The sequence below is a fragment of the Butyrivibrio sp. AE2032 genome (assembly GCF_000702965.1).
Genome location: NZ_JNLF01000004.1, coordinates 315806 through 336306, shown reverse-complemented (window position 1 = coordinate 336306; position 20501 = coordinate 315806). Strand labels below are relative to the sequence as shown.

The window sequence follows — 20501 nt, the reverse complement described above, 5'->3', positions numbered from 1 at the left end:
TATGAACCAGCGCACGAAGAATCTGATAATCTCCATTATCTTAGCGACGGTCATTACCGTTCTGTGCGCGTTTGACGTTCTCTGGCCGGATCTGCGGCGTTTCGATCTTTTGAACGGACCCGAGATGTGGCTCGAGGATCTTCTGTTTCAGAGAGCTGAGGCAGTTCCCAGTGATATCGTCATAATCGGAATAGACGAGAACGATCTCGATGAGTTCGGCTATTACAATTCATGGGACAGATCGATAATGGCAAGAGCTCTTGAAGTCCTTGCATCAGATCCGGAACGCCGTCCCGCAGTGGTCGCGATCGATACTATGTACGCCGGCAATATCGAAGGAAAAGAGGAATCCGATCTGAGGCTCGCTAAAGCCGCCGAGGAATTGGGCAACGTCATAACGGCTACGGAAGCCACCTTCGGTACCAGAAGGATCTTCGGCAGCGCATCCGTCATAATCGATGATTTCGCAGTGCAGAAATATGAGGAACCCTACGATGAATTAAGAAGGGTCACAACTCAGGGACACATCAACACGATGTACGATGACGACGGCGTCGTCCGTCACGCAATGCTCTATGTCGAGCCTGACGGAAAACGTGTATATTCCATGCAGTTCGAAGCCGCAAGGGCGTATGCACTGTCTAAGGGTTACGACGTCGAGATGCCCGAAACGAGCACCCGCGGATATTTCTATGTTCCATTTATAGGAAAGCCGGGCGATTTCTACGACGGCGTGAACATGAGCATGCTTATAAACGGTAAGGTGGATCCATCTTATTATGCGGGGAAGCTCGTTCTTATCGGACCTTACACGACAGGTCTTCAGGATTCCTACAACACACCGATCGATAAGGGCAAGATGATGTACGGCGTTGAGTATCAGGCCAATGTCATCCAGTGCATCCTCGACGGCAGATATAAGACATATGCTCCCGATTATTTCCAGATCGGCGCACTGTGGATCTGCTGTGTTGCATTTTTCGTTTTCTGCAATAACAGGAAGCTCCGTTTCACGGTGCCGGCACTGATAATTGGTGAGATACTTGCAGTGGGAAGCGCGATGCTCCTGTATTCTGTAGGTTACATCACGCATGCTCTGTGGATCCCTCTCGGATTCTTCCTGCTCTTCATCGTGAGTGTCGCAGGCAATTACATCCGCGCCGCCATCGCGAGACAGAACGTAACGAGGACCTTCGAGAGATACGTTGCGCCCAACATCGTAGGCGAGATCTTAAAGGAAGGTACCGACAGCTTAAAGCTCGGAGGCAAGCTCTGCGACATAGCTGTGCTCTTCGTCGATATCAGAGGATTTACCACGATGTCTGAAAGGCTTTCACCTGAAGAGGTCGTGCATATCCTTAACCAGTATCTTTCCATGACCAGTTCATGCATCGAGAGACATCAGGGCACACTGGACAAGTTCGTAGGCGACGCTACCATGGCTTTCTGGGGCGCTCCCATCGCGGACGACGATCCGATATATCACGCAGCATTGACAGCTATTGATATAATAAAAGGAGCGGACGAATTATCCGAGAAGCTCAAAAGAGAGATAAACGAAGAGATCCACGTCGGAGTCGGCATCAATTACGGACCTGCAGTCGTAGGTAACATGGGTTCCGAGAGACGTATGGATTACACGGCGATTGGTGACACCGTCAATACCGCCGCAAGGCTCGAAGCCAACGCCCCCGGAGGCACGACATATATCAGCCGTTCGGTTGCGGATGCCCTTAAAGGACGTATGAAGTTTGAGCCGCTCGACAAACCGATAAAGCTTAAAGGTAAGGCTGACGGATTTGAGATCCTGAAGCTGATAGGACCGGAGGAAGAATAAATGCTGAAGTTTTTTGGAAGAGGTTCCGCTTTTGCCGATGAGCATAACAGTGCGTATTTCGTGGCAAACGATGAGTTGGTCCTGATCGATTGTCCGATGCACACTTTCGCACGGCTTAACGACATGAATCTCGCGCTTTTCGATCACATATACCTTCTGGTCACTCATACGCACGGGGATCATTCGAGCGGGATCGGCCTTTTGGTGGATCTCCTGCAGTTCTCCGTAAAGACACCCATCACAGTTGTTGCACCTTCAAAGGAAGTAGAAGCAGACCTTTTCTATCTGCTCTCAAGGATCGAAGGCTGCAACAGTTCCTGGTTTGACCTGATCAATGCGGAAGATCTTGATAAGGAATGGTTCGATTGTCCGATCCCTACCCATCACACGGAAGAACTTGAGGGGAAATGCTTCGGCTACTGCCTTAATGTCGAAGGTAACAAGGTAATATACACGGGCGATACAAATACCATCCTTCCTTTCGAGAAATATCTCGAAAAGGGCGCTTACCTCTATATGGAGATATCAGCATATAAGACACCAGTCCATCTGTACTGCAGCGACATGGCGGCGAAAGTCAGGGAATACACTGATATGGGTGTTCATGTCTATCTCATGCATATGGACGATGAGAAGAGGATAGAGAAAGTTATGGCCGGTACAGGCGCGGAGTTCGCGCCTCTTGCACGGGGAGGACTTACGATGGAAGATAACGGAAGAATGCTGAGCGGGATATTTGATATCACCGACAGTCTTTATAAGGATATGTGCATGAATGACAGCAAGGATCACAACCTTCTGTTCTCTTATCTTACAGAACTCAGCAAGACGATAGTCAATGCTGACAGGGCAAGCTTCTGGAAGTGGGATAAGAGGAGCGGGCAGATATGGACCATGTCAGCAACGGGTGTCGATAAGATCGCCATACCCGACGACACCGGACTTGTCGGTAAAGCGTTAAGAATTAAGAAGACTGTCATCACAAACGATCCATATTCAGATCCTGACTTTAACCGTGCGATCGATCTTCAGACGGGATATAAGACCAAGTCGGTTTTGGTTCTTCCCGTGGCAGACATCAACGGCAACTTCATCGGTGCCCTTCAGCTCATTAACAAGAAGGACGACAACGGTTTTGACGATGAGGCAGACCCTAAGAAACTCTCGCTCGCGGCACTCATGTGCGGCATCGCATTGGAGTCAGAGACTTTCCTTGAGGAGTCCCATCACGACAAGCTCACCGGTCTCAAGAACAGGATGGGTTTCTATTATGATTTCGGCGGAAAGTTCAAGGACTATCTCATCCCCGATTCCGGAAAGCAGATGTCAGTCTTTATCGGCGACATCGACAAGTTCAAGAGAGTCAACGATACATACGGTCACAACGCCGGCGACGATGTTCTCGCATTCGCTTCATCTCTCATAGAGTCTTCCTGCGGCGAAAAAGATTCCGTCTACAGATGGGGCGGTGAGGAGTTCGTAATGGTCATGCGCGACACCGACCTTGAGGGAGCTGTAAAGAAAGCCGAGGAGATCAGGCTGAAGCTGATGGAATCCGACATCAATGCCGACGGCAACATGATCAAGTGTACGATGAGCTTCGGAGTAACTCTTTTCGATCCTTCCAGAACGATAGAAGAAAACATCAGCACCGCAGATGAGGGACTTTACAATGCAAAGGAGACCGGCAGAAACAAGGTATGCATAGCCGGCGAGTAAAAGTTGAACATTCCGGTGTCAACATAACCTAACAAATCTACTCAACCATGCGCAAAAAATATTGTAAAAAATAATTAATTACTGTATATTTGTACTATGAAGAACCTGTGTTTCATACACAGGTTTTTCTAAAGGAAAAAGGATAGATTATTTTGGGAGGTAAGTTATGGCTTTTTGCAGAAAATGTGGTGCCATTATGGCAGGGTTTGAGACCGCTTGCGGAAGATGCGGCGCTCCGGTGGATGCGAGTGATATAGGCGGCAAGAATGAACTCATCAGGACACTCGAGAAATACAGGACTCTTCTTTCCGAGTGTGAAGAACTTAAGACGATGATGAAACCTCAGAGCGATTTCCCCATGTCGGAGTCGACGGATTTTAAGAAGAGATCATTTATCAGGTATTTCTGGCCGTTCCTCATTGCGGCTCCGGTTGCGTTCTATGTTATCTACCTGGCATCCACGTTCATCATTATGTATTCGGCGATCGATACCATTTCGACAACAGGCCGCAATGTTTCGGAAGCAAGCTTATATGGTGATACGATGTTGGGAATGGTAATCGCTCTTATCGTAGCTGCCGTTATCATCTTCTTCGGTGTAAAGACTTCCAAGAGGAAGCAGGCAGACTTCAACAGCAATGCCGATTTCATGAACAGACAGGCATCCGAGAGATATCAGAAGGGTCTCCAGAACCAGAAGATGATCAATCTCTATCAGTCCAACATCCAGGAGATGCACAAGTACGAGACAATGGTTCCCGAAAAGCACCGCAATTCCGCTGATGTCGGATCGATAATCCAGATATTAAAAGAAGACAGGGCACAGACAGTAGACGAAGCAGTCGCTCTTCTCTGAAGTTTTAACCGCTAAGCGATAGCACGATAAAAAGGACCGTCCCGGAGCAAATGATCCGGGGCGGTCTTTTTCGGCAAAAACACGATATTCCATTCTCTCCGAAAAGATGTAAAATCTACCCTTGGTCAGGTGAGGAACAGAATGCAGAAGATATTAAACAGCATAAAGAATAATGCCATCCTGTACATATCGGGTCTTTTGGCTCTGATATCGTGCTTTATCGTAAAGCCCGATATGCAGTATCTTGAGTACATAAATGTCAGGATACTCGCGATACTCTCTGCGCTGATGCTGATAGTCGCGGCAATGAGCCGCATCGGCACTTTCGACATCCTGACAAACAAATTGCTGGCTAAGATAAAGACATACAGGGGAATAAGCCTTCTCATGTCGCTCATGGCTTTCTTCATGAGTATGTTCCTGACAAATGACGTCTCATTGGTAACGCTCGTTCCTTTCGCGCTCCTGGTGCTTGCACCGTTCGGCGATAATAGGAAGCTGATGTTCACGCTGATCATCATGACGGTCGCGGCTAATCTCGGAAGCATGCTGACTCCGATCGGCAATCCGCAGAATCTGTATCTTTACGAGACATATAAACTCAGCCTCGGAGATTTCTTCCTCCTGATGCTGCCTTATTCTGCGCTCTCGCTGGCGATCGTTACTGCGCTGACGCTTATCCTGGTAAGGGGAAACAACAGGCTTCCGAATGACAAGAAAACTGAGGTACAGCGCATCTCAGTACCGAAGCTCGTTTGTTATATTGTTCTCTTCGTACTGAACATCCTGACGGTCGTGGGCGTCATCGAATTTTGGATATCTTTCCTCATTACCGCCGTCTTTATGCTGATACTGGACAGGAAGGCATTCCTTAAGGTCGACTATAATCTCCTTCTGACGTTCGTTTTCTTTTTCGTACTCATAGGAAATATCGGGCGCATCGATGCCATAACCGGAGCACTGTCCGGACTCGTATCGCAGTATCCCGTTCCTGCCGCCATACTGTCCTCTCAGATAATAAGCAATGTTCCTGCGGCCATGCTCCTCTCGGCATTTACGGAAGACGGCAGATCGCTTATCATAGGCACGAACTTAGGCGGTCTGGGAACGCTCATCGCGAGCATGGCGAGTCTAATCACATACAGATTCCACTCTGCATATATCAAGTGTCATAAGGAAGGCGATGACGGGAAAAAGAATAATTATATTCTCTGTTTCTCACTGATAAACATAGCTGCACTGATAATCCTTTTTGTGATGTACCTGATATTGAACATTAATAACTGAATGTTCATTTTTGCGTAAAGATATACCATGCGTTTCTTGTTATAATGTAAGAATAAATTTACAACCCAGTGATGTGCTCCGGGAGATCATTATAATGAACGACGATATACTTAAAAAAATATCTGAAGCGTTGCTTGTGGACTATTCAAGTGTCTACTATGTTAATGCGGTCACCAATGAGTATTACTGGTATTCCGTTAATCCCGAGTTTCATTCGCTGAAGCTCGAGCCGGGCGGTGACGACTTTTTCGTAAATCTTGAGCGCGACTGCAGACTGGCGATCTTTGAGGAAGACCAGCATATCTTCCTTGAGGACCTTCAGAAGGAAAAACTTTTGGGCGACATGAAAAAGGGCAGCATGCATAACATCGATTACCGCCTGATGCTCAACGGTGTTCCCGTATGGCACTCTCTGAGGATGATCCGCGGTCTGGACGACGATTCCGACTATTTCATCCTTGGCGTCATAAATATTGATGAGGAGTACAAGAGAAAGGAAAACGAAAAGGAACTGGCCCGTCAGAAAGAGGTCTATAACCAGATCACGGCAAGCCTCGCTGAACAATACGACACGCTTTACTATATCGATATAGAGTCGAGTACATATGTCGAGATATCTTCGACCGACGATTATAAGAAGCTGAATGTTCCGGCGACGGGAAGCGACTTTTTCGCGGAGAGCAGGAGAAGCATACGCAAATATGTCCATCCTGAGGATCAGGAGAGCATCATAAAGATCCATTATAAGGATGCGATGCTCAAAAACCTTGAACACAGGAATTCCTATTCCGTAGCGTACCGTTTGGTCGTAAACGGTCAGGTAAGTCACATCAGACATACAGAGATAATGGCGAGCGACGGAAAGCATCTCATTGTCTGTATCGAGAACATCGACGATGAGGTCAGGGCACGTCTCGAACTGAAGGAGAGCCAGCAGAAGAGCGCGACATACTCACAGATCGCCGAGACCTTGGCGTCGCACTATGACCTTATCTATTATGTTGACGTGCAGACCACATACTATATTGAGTTTGCAACGCACAAACTATACGGCGAACTGGAAATACAGGAAGAGGGCGAAGACTTTTTCGGCACAGCGGAAAGGAATGCTGACAGGATCATCTATCCTGAGGACAGGGAAAGGATCAAACTCTTCGTAAATAAAGATAACTTCATCTCGCAGCTCGAAAACAACACTCAGCTGACTGAGGATTACCGAATGGTCGTCGGCGGAAACGAACCGCAGTACACGAGGATGACGGTCAGCTGGTCTTCGGACAAATCGCATTTCATCATCTGCATCGAGAACCGCGAGGAAGCCGTAAAGAAAGAGAAGGAACACCTTCTGGCTCTTAAGAGTGCCAATGAGATCGCAAGAAGAGACAGTCTCACCGGTACCAGGAACAAGACTGCTTTTGCTGAATTTGAAAAGGATATCCAGAAGGAGATTGACGATAAGACCATCAAGCCTTTCGGCATCCTGATTTGTGACCTGAACGATCTCAAGATCATCAACGATACTCAGGGTCACAAGGCCGGCGATGAATACATCCAGGCAGCTTGCAAGCTCATCTGCAGAACGTTTGCGCACAGTCCGGTATTCAGGGTCGGCGGTGATGAGTTTGCCGTTGTCCTGAGGGAACAGGATTATGCGGGAAGAGATGACCTCATCTCATCGTTCAAGAAGCAGATCGAGGAGAACATCAGGCTCGGCCAGGGTCCCGTAATTGCTTCCGGTCTTGCGGAATATCAGCCAAATATCGACAATACGGTAGAAGAAGTATTCAAACGCGCGGACGGCCGCATGTATGAGAATAAGACTTACCTTAAGGAGTTAAAACTCCTGCGTGAGAGCCACAACCTCAAGGATACAGCTAATGCCAAGCAAATAACCGAAGAGAGAAAGAAGTTGCTCGACTCGCTCTTCAAGTCTTACGATGTCGTTGCCGAGGGTACTTACGTTTATCTTTGCGACATGAAGTACGACTTCTCAAAGTGGTCGAAAAATGCCGTTGATACTTATGGTCTTCCTTCCGAGTATATGTACGGTGCCGGAGACATCTGGGAGAACTTCATCCATCCGGATGACCGTGATGCCTATCACAAGGGCATCGATGAGATCTTCGCAGGAAACTCATCCGGTCACGACATGCAGTACCGTGCGAGAAAACTCAACGGTGATTACGACGTCTGCACATGCAGGGGCGTTGTAATAAGAGATACATACGGCGAACCGGATTATTTCGTCGGCACCATCCGCAGCCACAGCACTCAGGGACATATCGACGCGCTCACCGGCTTCAGGAATCAGTACGGTTTCTTTGATGATCTCGACGGCTGCATCAAGAGAAAGGTTGCCGTTTACGTCATCCTTGTGGGCATCAGCAAGTTCTCCGAGATAAATGAAGTTTACGGATATCACTTCGGCAACCGTGTCCTGCAGCTCTATGCGAGAAAAGTATTTGATGTTACGGGTAATACGGGAAGCTGCTACAGGATAGACGGAACGAAGTTCGCCATTATCAGCAACTCTCTTTCTGTTGATGAGATCCAGGAGAAATACATAGAGTTCCGCAACTATTTCCGTGAAGTCTTCCAGGTAGATGACAAGAGGATACTCCTTGAAGTAAACTGCGGCGCGTTGAGAGTCGATCATTTCGAGATCGATTCGCAGACCGTATATGCCTGCCTGAACTATGCTTACGATGAATCGAAGATACGTCATCAGGGTGACATGGTCATGTTCGGCGACAATCTTAATGAGGATAACAAGCATAAGCTCGAGAGATTTCACGCCATCCGCGCTTCGATCATGCACGGATACAGGGGATTCTACCTTTTGTATCAGCCAGTCGTTGATGCAAAGACAGAAGAACTCATCGGTGCTGAGGCGCTCCTCCGCTGGAAGAACGACCGGTATGGCGTTGTGCCTCCCGATCAGTTTATCCCTCTGCTCGAATCGGATCCGCTGTTCCCTGAACTCGGCGAGTGGATCATAGCAGAAGCCGTCAGCGCTGCGAAGAAGGTCCTGAAGAAGAATCCGAACTTCGTCATGAATATCAACCTCTCATATACCCAGCTCGAAAAGCCCGACTTTGTCGACATGGTCCTCCGCATCCTCGAAGATATGAAATATCCTCCGGAGCACATCTGCCTTGAGGTTACAGAGAGATGCAGGCTTCTCGACATGCAGCTCCTGAAGAATGTTATCGCCAACCTCAAATCGAGAGGCGTGCTGATAGCATTAGATGACTTTGGAACGGGCTTCTCTTCTGTAAGCATCGTAAAGGAACTTCCTTTCGACATCATAAAGATCGACAGAGGCTTTGTCATGAGCATCGAGAAAGATGATGTCGACAGGGAGCTCATAAGATACTTCTCGAGCCTGGCATCGCTCTTCGGCGCAAAGGTCTGCGTGGAGGGCATCGAGACCGAGGGTATGAGGGACATCCTCCAGAAGTTCCACGTCGAGAGCTTCCAGGGTTACTTATACGCCAAGCCGCTCATGCTCGACGATTTCCTCAAGTGGGAGAAGAAGGCGGATAAGGGAACCTGATCCCTGACGGCGGGTTCTGTAAATTATTCTCTTTTAAAGACGAGTTTCACCAAAATTTCAAAAAGGACTGCCTCACAGCAATGAGACAGTCCTCTTTAGTTTTTATGTTGAATTATCAGATCACTCTGCGATGTATTCGCTGTAAGCTTTCTTGATGATGTCCCAGTCAAGGTCGAATCTCGACATGTGCTTGGTGAAAGCAGCCTCAACGGCATCCTTGTCGTGTGCGGCGATAGCATCTGCTATTGCCTTGTGATCGGATACCAGCTTAACATCCTTGATCGTCTTGAGTGAAAGAGATCTTACACGGTCGAAATGAAGGCTCATGAGACCTACCATATAGAAGCACTGCATCTTGTTGCAGGCGACATAGATATCCTTGTGGAACTCGTTGTCGAGATCTAAGAACTTCGGAGGATCGTTCTCGATGTAGAACTGCTGGAGCTTTATGTTTGCATAGAGCTTCTGGATATCCTCTTCGGTAGCTACGTCGCATGCTTCCTTAAGTAGCGCGCCCTCAACCGCGATTCGGAGGAATCTGGATTCCTTGATGAGCTCGTAGTCGATAAGCGAAACGCTGCAGCCCTTCTGGGGAAGGATGTTGACTATCTTGGACTTTGACAGTTCGAGGAATGCCTCATGAACGGGCGTTCTCGAGATGCCGAGCTGGGTTGCGATCTCCTGCTCGCCGATGAGTGAACCGGGTTTGATCTCCATATTGATGATGTTGTCTTTTACGATACGGAAAGCATATTCGCGGTTCGGTTCGAAAGTATTCTTTGGCGTGATGATCATACAGAAATCCCCTTTAACAATATACGAAGTCTATATGAAAATTAACATAAAAAAACTTTTATGTCTAGGACTTACATACTAATTGGCAACAGCGCTGTGAAGTGTTTTCCTTACTGCTCCGTTTCCTTCCATCAATTCATCAAGATACTGCTCGATGACAGGCACCAATCCGGTCTTGTTAAGATCGACTCCGAAGACAGTCTCGTTCGAAAGAATGCAGGAAAGTTTTCCGGAAACGCTGCCTTCCATGCCGTAGCTGATGCCTGCAGCCGTTAGCTCATCCTGGAAGAATCCCGCCATGGGATCGGGGCTGATCTCAAAAGCATTACCGTTGTCATCGACCGCGAGAAGATACCTGAGCCATCCCGCGATAACGAGCGGAATGAGCTTCAGTTCCTTGAGTTTTTCCGGCTGTTCCGTCAGATATGAATTGATGGTGATGCCGAATCTGATGGGGAGCTTTTGGCTCGTATCTGTCGCGATCCTCTGAGGCGTGTCGGGGAGGAAGGGATTCGGGAATCTTTCTTCGAGAACCTGCTTAAGGAATGCTTCGGGGTTCAGTATCTTCGGATCGCAGACGACGGGAAGACATTCGTTATATCCCATTTTCGTAACGAGAGACTTTAAGTCCTCATCATTCATCTCATCCGATATCTTCGTGAATCCCAAAAGGCAGCCGAATACGGCGAGGGAAGTGTGGAGCGGATTTAAGCAGGCAGTGACCTTCATGCGCTCGCACTTATCAACGGTATCCCTGTCTGTCAGGATGACGCCGCCTTTTGCGAGGTCGGGTCTGCCGTTGGGGAAGAGGTCCTCGACTACAAGATATTCCGGAACTTCCGCATTTACGAAAGGCGCTGCAAATACGCCTGTTGTAGTCTTAACGCTCTTGAGATTGCTGATGCCGAGGCCTGTAAGCTTGTTCAGGATCTCGTCTGAAGGTCTCGGTGTTATCTTGTCGATCATCGTCCAGGGGTATGCTATCCGTGACGGATCATCGGCGTAAGCTCTGAAAGATGCGTCAGCGAAACCATTCTCAACCCAGGCATCGATTATCTCCAGCACGGATGACTTTAGCTTATCACCGTTGTGGCTGCAGTTGTCCATGCTGACAAGTGCCAGAGAATATGCGCCCGCCTTGAATCTCTCGAAAAGGAAAGAAGCGATAAATCCCATGCAGGTTACGGGTGCTGAAGGTCCGTTCTCCATATCGTGAACCGCGGAATCGAAAAGCCTGCCGTCCGCGTCTCTTAACGCATAACCTTTCTCCGTGATCGTGAAAGAGATCATCTGGAGTGAAGGATCGGATGCGATCTCATTAAGTCTGTCGATATTCTCTTTGATGTCGTAGTTTGCCGCGATCGCTTCCGTGATGTTGCCGATTATCTCGTAACCCGTGTTGCCGTCAGGTTTAAGGTCGCAGATTATCGTAAGGTTGTCGAAGGGCTTATATACGCGCTCGAAATTCTCATAATCCTGAGTGCCGCACACGATAATGCCCGTATCGGCGAGTCCCTGATTCAGGAGCCTCTGATTGACTCGTGCGATGAATGCCCTGAAGATGTTTCCACCGCCTACATGGACCCATGTGGGCTTTGCCGCGGTCTTTGCTCTTACCTCATCTATATCGTATTGGGGCAATACAACATCTATGCTCTTCCAGAATTCCTTGTTGCTGAGATTAGCCTTTGACAGATCCATTTTGTGATTCCTTTCATAAAGCCTCTTCCTGTACAAAACCGATAACCTTATAAGTGCTTATAAGATCATCGGTTTTGCGGGCAAGGGAGGAGTTATTGCCGAATAATAGTTAACAAAGTTTGGTTACGGCTTCCCATAAGCCGTTGATGTATGCAGCACCCAGAGCGCGGTCGTAAAGTCCGTAGCCGGGTCTTCCGACTTCGCCCCAGATCATGCGTCCGTGATCCGGACGGATATATCCGTCGAAACCGTTCTCGTAAAGCGCCTTGACGATGGCGAGCATATCAAGATCTCCGCATGAGGAAAGGTGTGCTGATTCGTGGAAATCATTCTCAGTCTCGTGCTTGACGTTTCTCAAGTGTACGAAATGAACCTTGCCCTCGGCTGTGAATGTCTTCGCGATGTCGGGAACATCATTGTGGATGCCCGCGCCGAGACTTCCGGTGCAGAGCGTAAGACCGTTTCTCCTGGAAGTGTTGAGGTTCAGATATGTATTGATCGATTCCTTGCTGTTAACTACCTTAGGGAGATTGAAAAGAGGCATCGGGGGATCGTCCGGATGCACTGCGAAATTGATGTCGCATTCCTCTGCAACGGGAATGACGGCATCGAGGAAATACTTGATGTTCTTGAAATAGTCTTCAGAGGACATGCTCTGATAGAACTTGATGTCTTCAGCCATCTGGCCGAATCTTTCCGGTTCCCATCCGGGAAGGCTGAAATTGTTTGAGCCGTCGATCATGGAAGACGTGATCTTCTCGAGTGTGAGATTGACTGCTTCGTTATGAGAGTAAGCCATGGCATTGCTGCCGTCTTCGAGCTCTTTTGCAAGATTGCTCCTGTACCAGTCCATGACGGGCATGAAGTTGTAGCAGATGCACTTTACTCCGGCCTTCGCGAGGTTCCTCATCGATACTATGTAGTTGTCGATGAGCTGATCTCTTGAAGGGAGCCCCTTCTTGATGTCTTCGTGGATGTTGAGGCTCTCGATGACTTCCATTTCGAGACCATAGGAATTGACCTCGTCTTTTACGAGATTTATCTCGTCCATTGTCCAAATATCGCCTACCGGGATCCTTGTCAGGTGTGTGGCAACACCGCTGACGCCGGGAATCTGTCTTATGTTCTTGAGCGATACGCTGTCATCGCCGTATGGAAACCACCGTAAAACCAATTTCATGTCTATAACACCCCGAATCTATGTTAAAAGAGAATACTTGAATAATACTCAAGCCTAATCTGTTAACTAGTATACTAGACGGCTTGAATACTGTCAATAGATTGTGACATATAGAATATTATCGTATCGGAAATGACAGTGAAACCCGCCAAAATACAGTAAAACAGGGGATAAGTTATTGTATTAATGACGTTTGGAGCGGATTATCGCACAGCACCGAATCATGCTGCGCAAAATGAGTGGTGCCTCAAAAGTGATCTGTACATTTTGAGGCAGTATTCCTGTGAAATGGAAATATTAGAGATCCTGTTCTGTTTCTTCAACGATCTCTTCTTCAAACTCACTGTCGGGATCCTTTTTTCGTGACTTGGGCTTGAAGAGCCTGAAAAGAACGGGAATGAATACTATGAAGCCAAAGAGCTTTACGACTTCTTCCAAAGACGCGAAATAAAGAGCTCCCAAAGTATATTGTTCGTCGGTAACGATCGTGTAGTTCGTGCATGTCTTGGTAAGTGTGTAGCAAAGAAGTCCCGCGATTATCAGAGCAGTCGATATGACAGTTGTCTTAACCGGTATCGTCTCGTGCTTTTCGGGATTGAGCTTCTTGACCGTAAGGAAGATGCCGATAAAGATGAGGGCCGCTGCCAGGATACCGGATATAATCTGTATATAATTTAAATAAGAATCATTCATCATCTTTCACCTCGACGTCTTCATCATCTGCGTCTTCATCGTCAGAGCCATTATCAGCTTCATCTTCTGCGCTGGTTTTAGTATCAGTATCTTCCTGACTATCTTTTTTTGCAGCTGCACTTTCAGCAGTCTTCTTTACGTTCATGGCCTTTTGGAAAGCCTTCTCCGTAATCATCTGGATCAGATATGCTGCTGCTGCCGGAGTAACCAGTACGGCGGGCGGGAAAGCAATGGTTATTGCGAGTGCCATGATGATGATGAGCCATATAAGAAGGAACTTCGGAAAGTTCATCATGCACAGGGTAAAGCTGTTGGTGATGGTCGCCTTTATACTGTTCTGGAACCTTGCAGTGAGAGGATAGACAAAAGGGAACGTAAATATAATAGGTATAAGAGGAAGAAGAGATACGACCGTATACCAGTCCGGAAGCTTTATGTCGCCCATGCCGCAGAATGCGAAGTAGATGTTGAATCCGACGGCAGCGCTGAAGATCAGATAAATAAGATTTAATATAATACCGTTCTTAAGATTGTCCTTAAGAGAATGCATGAAGTCATGCGAAACGGAGTCAATCTTCTTAACATGTTTTCTATATACAGTATAATACAGAGCCGAAGCTGATGCTCCTATGGTGATAACGGGAATGCAGAACAGCAGGAAAAGAGCGGAGATGATAACTATATCTCCTATCGTCTTACAGAGCCTGTATAGCCAGCTGTTCGTGATGTGGTCAAAAGATTTCTTCATAATTCTGCATCCTTGTATGTCAGTATAAAAGTTGATCAGTTAAAAATCAATGGAATTGTCAACTAGAATACTAGACAAAAAGATTTGCGAACTATAGAATAGCATTATGGAAGGATGGTGAACATTATGCCTGCAACAAATCTTCTCGGTATTTATTCAAACGGACTGGTCCTTCAGAGAAATGAAGAGATCATTATCGAAGGCTTCGAGAGTTCGAAGGCTGAAGTCACGGTAACACTTGCCGGCAATACGGTTACTGCCGCTGTTGCAGAAGGAAAGTTCAAGGCTGTCTTCCCACCTATGGAGGCTCTTTTCGATACCGAACTGAAAGTAACCGGAACAGAAGAGATCACCATCAAGGATGTATGCATCGGCGATGTCTATATGCTGTCCGGCCAGTCCAATATGGAACTCCCGGTAATAAGGACTATAGATCTGAACAGGGAAGAGGTCGAATCAAAAGATTATCCGTATATAAGACAATACAGACTCACGCCTGACCTTGAGATCCCTCTTAAGGGCGAGGCTCCGATATGTAAGCTCCCGGAAAATGATTGGGTAAGTGCTTCTGGAGACGGCAAGAACGAGATCAGTGCCATTGGTTTTTATACGGCGAAAAGGATATTCGAGGAAAAGAATGTCCCGGTAGGTCTGATCCTGAATGCCCAGGGCGGTGCAAATATAGAATCCTGGATGAGCGAGGAAGACCTTTTCGCCACAGGAACAAAAGAAGATGAGATAGCACCGTTCAGAGGAGAGGGTGTCCTTAAGGCTTATGTCGCCGAAGGCGCGGTAAAGTGCAATGAATGGCGAGAGAACACCATAGATAAAGATTTCTCCGTTGATGAGGCGATGGCAGATGCGGTCAAGTTAAAGATGCCTTGCATTATTGCTGAGGATATCAGCGGAAGCGTCTGGTTCGAAAAGGAATTCGAACTTGATAAACAGATAGACGGGGAGTGCATGCTGAGGCTGGGCGACCTGATCGATGCCGATGTCACTTATCTGAACGGCGTAGAGATCGGCAGGACCGAGTATCAGTATCCGCCGCGCAAATACAGATTTGACGGCTCGCTCCTGAAACAGGGGAAGAACATCATCCGCACAAGGCTCATTATCGAGAGCGGAGCGGGCGGTTTTGTCCCCGGACATCCCTACAGGCTCGAAACGCCTGAAGGCAATATCGACATGACAGGCGAGTGGAAGATGGCAGTAGAGAAGCTGACTGAGATATACAAGCCGTACAAGATGGCACAGAACATCCCTTCATCACTATACTATGCAGGAATACTGACATTGAAGAATATAAAGATATCGCAGATCTGGTGGTGTCAGGGTGAATCGAATGCCGATTTCCCTGAAGGTTACGATCAGAAGATGATCCTTCTGTTCAGCAGGTTCCGCGAGCAGCTCGGTGATGTTCCTGCAGTAATCGTCAGGATAGCTGACTATATCAATCCGCTCAAGGATACATCTATACCGGAAGGCTGGAGAAAGATACAGGAACTTCAGGACAGGGCACCTGAATATATAAGTAATGTAAAGGTTGTAAACAGTCCGCGTCCGGATCCTGTTTTCGAACTTCATCCCCAGAACAAGAGTCAGATAGGCGAGGATCTCGCTAAGGCTTCGATGAGTTTCTGATATTCATCAGTCGCTGAACAGTTTTAGATTGTAGTTTTAACTATAGTGGGTGTATCACAAGTGATGGTCTTCACTGGTGATGCACCCATTAAATATTTGAGTGCTCGAAATTGAAAACCGGTGCGGCGCTTCAGTGCCATTAGAGACAGCCAGACTTTCTGTTTTGAAGTTTTATGGAGAGCCTTTGCCTGTATTGATACAGCTAAGCGGAAGAGCAGGTCAAAGATAGCGGGATCAGGCTTCAAAAGCTGCTTCATGTTCTGCCAGGCTGTCCATTTATTCACCATGCACAAATTCTAGTATTCTAACTGAAGAAAGTATTGACATATCACAGACGTGGTGATAATCTCATAGCAAGTCAACTAACATACAAGTATACAAGAACGCTTGACAATTAACATTTTGTTAGATTAAAGGACTTAAAGAGGTCAATGAAATGGGAAACAGAGAAGATTATCAGCACCAGCAGATTGCGGAGTGGTCTCCTAGAGAGTTGACTCTCCGTCAAAGGGTTTCAAAGGATTTCAGGATCAACTGGCAGCTTTATGTCATGTTCTTATTCCCGGTAATCTATTATGTTATCTTCAGATATATTCCGATGTTCGGTAATATACTTGCTTTCCGTAAGTACAATCCGGGCGGAAGCATTTTCGGTCAGGGTCCCCTGACTTTAAAGTATTTCAAGCAGTTCATTACGGCTAAGCCTTTCTGGCAGGCATTCTCAAACACGCTGATCCTCAACGGTCTGTACCTGCTCTTCAGATTCCCGCTTACGCTCATCTTCGCTCTTCTCTTAAACGAGATCAGAAATCTTCACTGGAAGAAATTCGTTCAGACAGTATCTTATCTTCCGCACTTCATCTCGATGGTCATCGTCTGCGGCATGCTCAAAGAACTCCTTTCGACGCACGGTCCTATCAATGACCTGATCTTCAAGCTTGGCGGAGAAAAGATCAGCTTCATCTCATTGGCTGAATGGTTCAGAACGATATTCGTCGCATCCGGTATCTGGCAGAGCCTGGGCTGGGGCACGATACTCTATCTTGCAGCAATGTCAGGCATCAATCCCTCACTCTATGAGGCAGCAACGGTTGACGGTGCTTCACACTTCCAGCAGGTAATCCACGTAACGATACCCTGCATACTTCCTACGATCGCAACACTGCTCATTCTCGATATCGGCGGACTCGTCGGATCGGGCGGAGCTTTCGAGAAGGTATATCTCCTTTACAGCCCTCTGACATATGAGACATCCGATATCGTTTCGACATACGTCTTCCGTATGGGTGTCGAGTCGGGAAGCATCAACTTCGCGACCGCAGTAGGACTATTCGAGGGATTGATCAACCTTGTGCTTCTCACATGCGCAAACTTTGTATCACGCAAAGTTGCAAAGACGAGTCTGTGGTAAGGAGGGACCTATATGAGCATCATCGATAACACATCAGGTCGCATCCACGTACATAATCCGAAGAACAAGATCAAGGAATCAACCGGTTATAAGGTCTTTACGGTAGTCAACACTATCATAATGATCATAATCTCATTCCTTACACTCTATCCGTTCCTTTATCTCGTATCACAGTCCTTCTCATCTGAGCAGGCGATCATCGCGGGACACACGGGACTTATTCCGGAAGGCTTTAACATCGACACGTACATCTACGTAATAACTCGTAACCCGATCAAGCCTCTTCCTAATATATTCCCCAATCTGGCGATACCTGAATTCATCGTTTATTACATCAACACGATCGTCTACACGCTGATCGGTACGGTATTGTCACTCTTCTTTTCTTCGATCCTGGCATATCCTCTTTCGAAGACAAATCTCAAGGTCAATAAGTTCTTATCCCCGTTCATCATCTTCACGATGTATTTCGGCGGCGGACTTATCGCAAACTACGTTTTGATCTTAAGACTCGGACTCAAGAATTCCATGTGGGGTTTCATTCTCCCGATGCTCATCAGCACCTATTACGTAATCCTCATGAGATCGTTCTTCATGAGCATCCCGAAGGATCTTGAAGAAGCCGGAGAGATCGACGGCCTTAATAAGTGGGGCGTTTTCTGGTTCATCGCAAGACCTCTTTCGACGCCCATCATAGCAACCATGACGCTGTTCTACGCGGTTATGTACTGGAACAACTGGTTCAATGCAAAACTCTACCTGCAGGATAAGGTCAAGTGGCCGGTTGCTTACTTCCTCCAGACGATCATCAGAGGTGCCGGCGCGTCCGATCCCGACGCCCAGAACATGACGGCAAACATCAAATCGTGCGCAATGGTACTTACGGTACTTCCGATCATATGCGTATATCCTTTCATCCAGAAGTATTATGTCCAGGGCATGATGCTCGGCGGTGTAAAGGAGTAATGAATCAGTGCTATAGGGGATAACCCGCAGCAATAGAAAATGTTATTAAAAACAGAAAGGAAACAGTTATGAAGACAACAAAACTTGCAAAGGTAACATGTGCTGGTCTCGCCATCACAATGCTCTCAAGTTTGGCTGCTTGTAGTGGCGGTTCCGGTGAAACTACTGAAGCTACGACTATCCCCAGTCAGATCGAGACAACAGCTGAGACGGAAGCTGATCTGGGCTACGAATTCGGCCTTGGTAAGACATTCCATGCTGATCAGCCCGTAACCTATACCATGTTCTTCAGTGATGCATCATGGTATCCGATGGTCGACACTTGGAAGACGGAGGGTGTTTTCAAGGAAATCGAAAACAGGACGAATGTAACGCTCGACATCAAGTCTTACGACAGCGGCGACTACATGGACAACATCACACTCGACATCAACGCTGGTAATGCTGCTTACATCATCCCTAAGATCTATGATGATTCAGCATTCGTAGACGGCGGTGCTATCGTACCTATCTCTGACTACGTTCAGTACATGCCTTACTTCACAGAGTTCTACAATACTTATGATCTCTCCGGAGACATCAAGACGATCACAAGAGCTAACGGTAAATACTACAAGCTCCCCGGCATGAAGGAAGCTAACCTCATCAACTATTCTTTCGTTATCAGAAAGGATATCTGGGATGCAGCAGGTGTTGACGTTGAAGCCATCCAGAAGGATTGGACATGGGCTGACCTCCTCGAAGCTTTGAAGAAGGTTAAGGCTTACATGGTAGAGCAGGGTATGTGTTCCGAGAGTGACTACATCTGGTCTGACCTCTGGTGCGGCAACGAGTCCGGCCAGGGCAGCGGCGGAAACCTCCTCGGCGTTATGGCAGCTACTTATGATTGTAATGCAGGCTGGAACATGGGCAACGGTATGAGATTCGATCACAATGCCAACAAGTTCATCTTCTCACCTACGACAGACAACTATAAGGCATTCCTTAAGACAGCAAACAGCTTCATCGCAGCAGGAATCCTCGATCCCGAAACATTCACACAGGATGACGCTACGGCTACATCACAGTACTACAACGGCAAGACAGCTATCATGTCCATCAACCAGGGCCAGTGGGCTAACTACGAAGAGAACATGACAGCTCAGCTCGGTGCAGGCAACTATGAGAACTACGTAATCACAATGCCTATCGGTTCCACAAGAAACTCCACAGTTGCTCCTGAGAGACTTGAGAACGGCGTTATGATCTCACAGAAGGCTCTTGATGAGCTCGGCGAAGACGGCTTCATCGAACTCCTCAGATTCGTTGACTGGCTCTTCTACTCTCACGAGGCATATGACCTTACAAAGTGGGGTATCAAGGACGTTCATTACACAGAAGACGCTGACGGCAACAAGAAGCTCGTTGATGGTTTCTGCTGCTCAGGCTTAGGCTATGGTAACGATGCGGAAGGTTCCATGACTGACATCAGACTCCAGTGGGGTTATGCAGGCGGTAACTTCTGGTACGGCGGTACAGTTGCAGAGATGTCTGACAACCTCATTCCTCCGGTAGCAGATTACGTTAACCGTGACTACACAGACAGAGATACACCTCCGCTCGCTCCCGGTATTGCTCCTACGGCAGACCAGAACGAAGAGATCAATCTCATCGCTACACCTCTCATCAGTAACGTAAACGCTTGGACATTGAAGTTCGTTACAGGTCAGGCAGACGTTGACTCACAGTGGGATGAATACGTTCAGTCCTGCACAGATCTCAACGTTCAGGGCTTGGTTGATATCTACGGTGAGCTTTACACAGGCTGATATTCATTAGCTGAACCTTTATAAGCACAAGGACGGGGCATTCCGATGTAAGATTGGGATGCCCCTCTTTATAAAATCAGTAATGAGCGTACGTGCATTTCGAAATGGATCATTACTGATCAGAAGTCAGTTACTACCGGATGTACCTTTCGAAAAAGATCATTACTGATCGGAAGAATTAGACATATATCTGCCGTGCGTTTTGTGCCGGCAGGTTATCCATACGAGTATTTAGCTGTAACATACCCGCTTTGGCTTTTGACCGGGCGGGTATGTTGCATGTTTTGAAAATCAGGCAGA

At 47.3% G+C, this 20501-nt stretch carries 14 protein-coding genes; 9 read left to right on the top strand and 5 right to left on the bottom strand.

All coding sequences use genetic code 11. The features are described 5' to 3' along the window. Position 1 precedes the first annotated feature (1 nt). The 5 genes from BO18_RS15605 to BO18_RS34370 all read left to right on the top strand — a co-directional run bounded on the left by BO18_RS15605 (position 2) and on the right by BO18_RS34370 (position 9255). Complete coding sequence (locus BO18_RS15605) at positions 2–1837, top strand: CHASE2 domain-containing protein (protein WP_051688819.1); 1836 nt, start codon at positions 2–4, stop codon at positions 1835–1837. Next, the gene (locus BO18_RS32915) at positions 1838–3556 is read left to right on the top strand and encodes a diguanylate cyclase (protein ID WP_051688818.1); all 1719 of its coding nucleotides are present in this window, start codon (positions 1838–1840) and stop codon (positions 3554–3556) included. Between the two features lie 166 nt (positions 3557–3722). Further along, a complete protein-coding gene (locus tag BO18_RS15595) occupies positions 3723–4412 on the top strand; it encodes a hypothetical protein (RefSeq protein ID WP_034447795.1) in 690 nt (229 codons plus the stop codon). A 141-nt stretch (positions 4413–4553) separates the two neighbouring features. Next, positions 4554–5699 carry an SLC13 family permease gene (locus BO18_RS15590; protein ID WP_034447793.1) on the top strand — a complete coding sequence of 382 codons (1146 nt, stop codon included), beginning with the start codon at positions 4554–4556 and terminating at the stop codon, positions 5697–5699. A 94-nt stretch (positions 5700–5793) separates the two neighbouring features. Next, entirely contained in the window at positions 5794–9255 is a 3462-nt protein-coding gene (locus BO18_RS34370) for a bifunctional diguanylate cyclase/phosphodiesterase (protein WP_051688817.1), read from the top strand. 120 nt (positions 9256–9375) lie between these two features. Here BO18_RS34370 and BO18_RS15575 read toward each other — a convergent pair whose 3' ends face one another. The 5 genes from BO18_RS15575 to BO18_RS15555 form a co-directional block, all read right to left on the bottom strand. Beyond that, entirely contained in the window at positions 9376–10050 is a 675-nt protein-coding gene (locus tag BO18_RS15575; protein WP_034447791.1) for a GntR family transcriptional regulator, read from the bottom strand. A 78-nt stretch (positions 10051–10128) separates the two neighbouring features. Beyond that, positions 10129–11751 (bottom strand): mannitol dehydrogenase family protein, encoded by a 1623-nt coding sequence (locus tag BO18_RS15570; RefSeq protein WP_034447788.1) that lies wholly within the window; start codon positions 11749–11751, stop codon positions 10129–10131. Positions 11752–11860: 109 nt separating this feature from the next. After that, entirely contained in the window at positions 11861–12931 is a 1071-nt protein-coding gene (locus BO18_RS15565; protein WP_034447785.1) for a mannonate dehydratase, read from the bottom strand. 297 nt (positions 12932–13228) lie between these two features. Continuing rightward, a complete protein-coding gene (locus BO18_RS15560; protein WP_034447783.1) occupies positions 13229–13627 on the bottom strand; it encodes a hypothetical protein in 399 nt (132 codons plus the stop codon). Next, positions 13617–14372, bottom strand: coding sequence for a YesL family protein (locus BO18_RS15555; RefSeq protein WP_034447781.1), 756 nt, complete (start codon positions 14370–14372; stop codon positions 13617–13619). Before BO18_RS15555 ends, BO18_RS15560 begins: the two co-directional genes overlap by 11 nt. A 126-nt stretch (positions 14373–14498) precedes the next feature. Here BO18_RS15555 and BO18_RS15550 point away from each other — a divergent pair, with 126 nt between their 5' ends. The 4 genes from BO18_RS15550 to BO18_RS15530 all read left to right on the top strand — a co-directional run bounded on the left by BO18_RS15550 (position 14499) and on the right by BO18_RS15530 (position 20201). Beyond that, complete coding sequence (locus BO18_RS15550) at positions 14499–16016, top strand: sialate O-acetylesterase (protein WP_034447780.1); 1518 nt, start codon at positions 14499–14501, stop codon at positions 16014–16016. Between the two features lie 436 nt (positions 16017–16452). Next, entirely contained in the window at positions 16453–17427 is a 975-nt protein-coding gene (locus BO18_RS15540; RefSeq protein WP_034447775.1) for an ABC transporter permease, read from the top strand. A 12-nt stretch (positions 17428–17439) separates the two neighbouring features. Continuing rightward, a complete protein-coding gene (locus tag BO18_RS15535) occupies positions 17440–18393 on the top strand; it encodes a carbohydrate ABC transporter permease (RefSeq protein ID WP_051688816.1) in 954 nt (317 codons plus the stop codon). Between the two features lie 68 nt (positions 18394–18461). After that, the gene (locus BO18_RS15530) at positions 18462–20201 is read left to right on the top strand and encodes an extracellular solute-binding protein (protein WP_051688815.1); all 1740 of its coding nucleotides are present in this window, start codon (positions 18462–18464) and stop codon (positions 20199–20201) included. Positions 20202–20501 lie beyond the last annotated feature (300 nt).

Coding starts and splice junctions, on each gene's coding strand:
- BO18_RS15595 (WP_034447795.1), top strand. CDS start 3,723: ATGGCTTTTTGCAGAAAATGTGGTGCCATTATGGCAGGGTTTGAGACC.
- BO18_RS32915 (WP_051688818.1), top strand. CDS start 1,838: ATGCTGAAGTTTTTTGGAAGAGGTTCCGCTTTTGCCGATGAGCATAAC.
- BO18_RS15575 (WP_034447791.1), bottom strand. CDS start 10,050: ATGATCATCACGCCAAAGAATACTTTCGAACCGAACCGCGAATATGCT.
- BO18_RS15590 (WP_034447793.1), top strand. CDS start 4,554: ATGCAGAAGATATTAAACAGCATAAAGAATAATGCCATCCTGTACATA.
- BO18_RS15565 (WP_034447785.1), bottom strand. CDS start 12,931: ATGAAATTGGTTTTACGGTGGTTTCCATACGGCGATGACAGCGTATCG.
- BO18_RS15550 (WP_034447780.1), top strand. CDS start 14,499: ATGCCTGCAACAAATCTTCTCGGTATTTATTCAAACGGACTGGTCCTT.
- BO18_RS15530 (WP_051688815.1), top strand. CDS start 18,462: ATGAAGACAACAAAACTTGCAAAGGTAACATGTGCTGGTCTCGCCATC.
- BO18_RS15555 (WP_034447781.1), bottom strand. CDS start 14,372: ATGAAGAAATCTTTTGACCACATCACGAACAGCTGGCTATACAGGCTC.
- BO18_RS34370 (WP_051688817.1), top strand. CDS start 5,794: ATGAACGACGATATACTTAAAAAAATATCTGAAGCGTTGCTTGTGGAC.
- BO18_RS15570 (WP_034447788.1), bottom strand. CDS start 11,751: ATGGATCTGTCAAAGGCTAATCTCAGCAACAAGGAATTCTGGAAGAGC.
- BO18_RS15540 (WP_034447775.1), top strand. CDS start 16,453: ATGGGAAACAGAGAAGATTATCAGCACCAGCAGATTGCGGAGTGGTCT.
- BO18_RS15560 (WP_034447783.1), bottom strand. CDS start 13,627: ATGATGAATGATTCTTATTTAAATTATATACAGATTATATCCGGTATC.
- BO18_RS15535 (WP_051688816.1), top strand. CDS start 17,440: ATGAGCATCATCGATAACACATCAGGTCGCATCCACGTACATAATCCG.
- BO18_RS15605 (WP_051688819.1), top strand. CDS start 2: ATGAACCAGCGCACGAAGAATCTGATAATCTCCATTATCTTAGCGACG.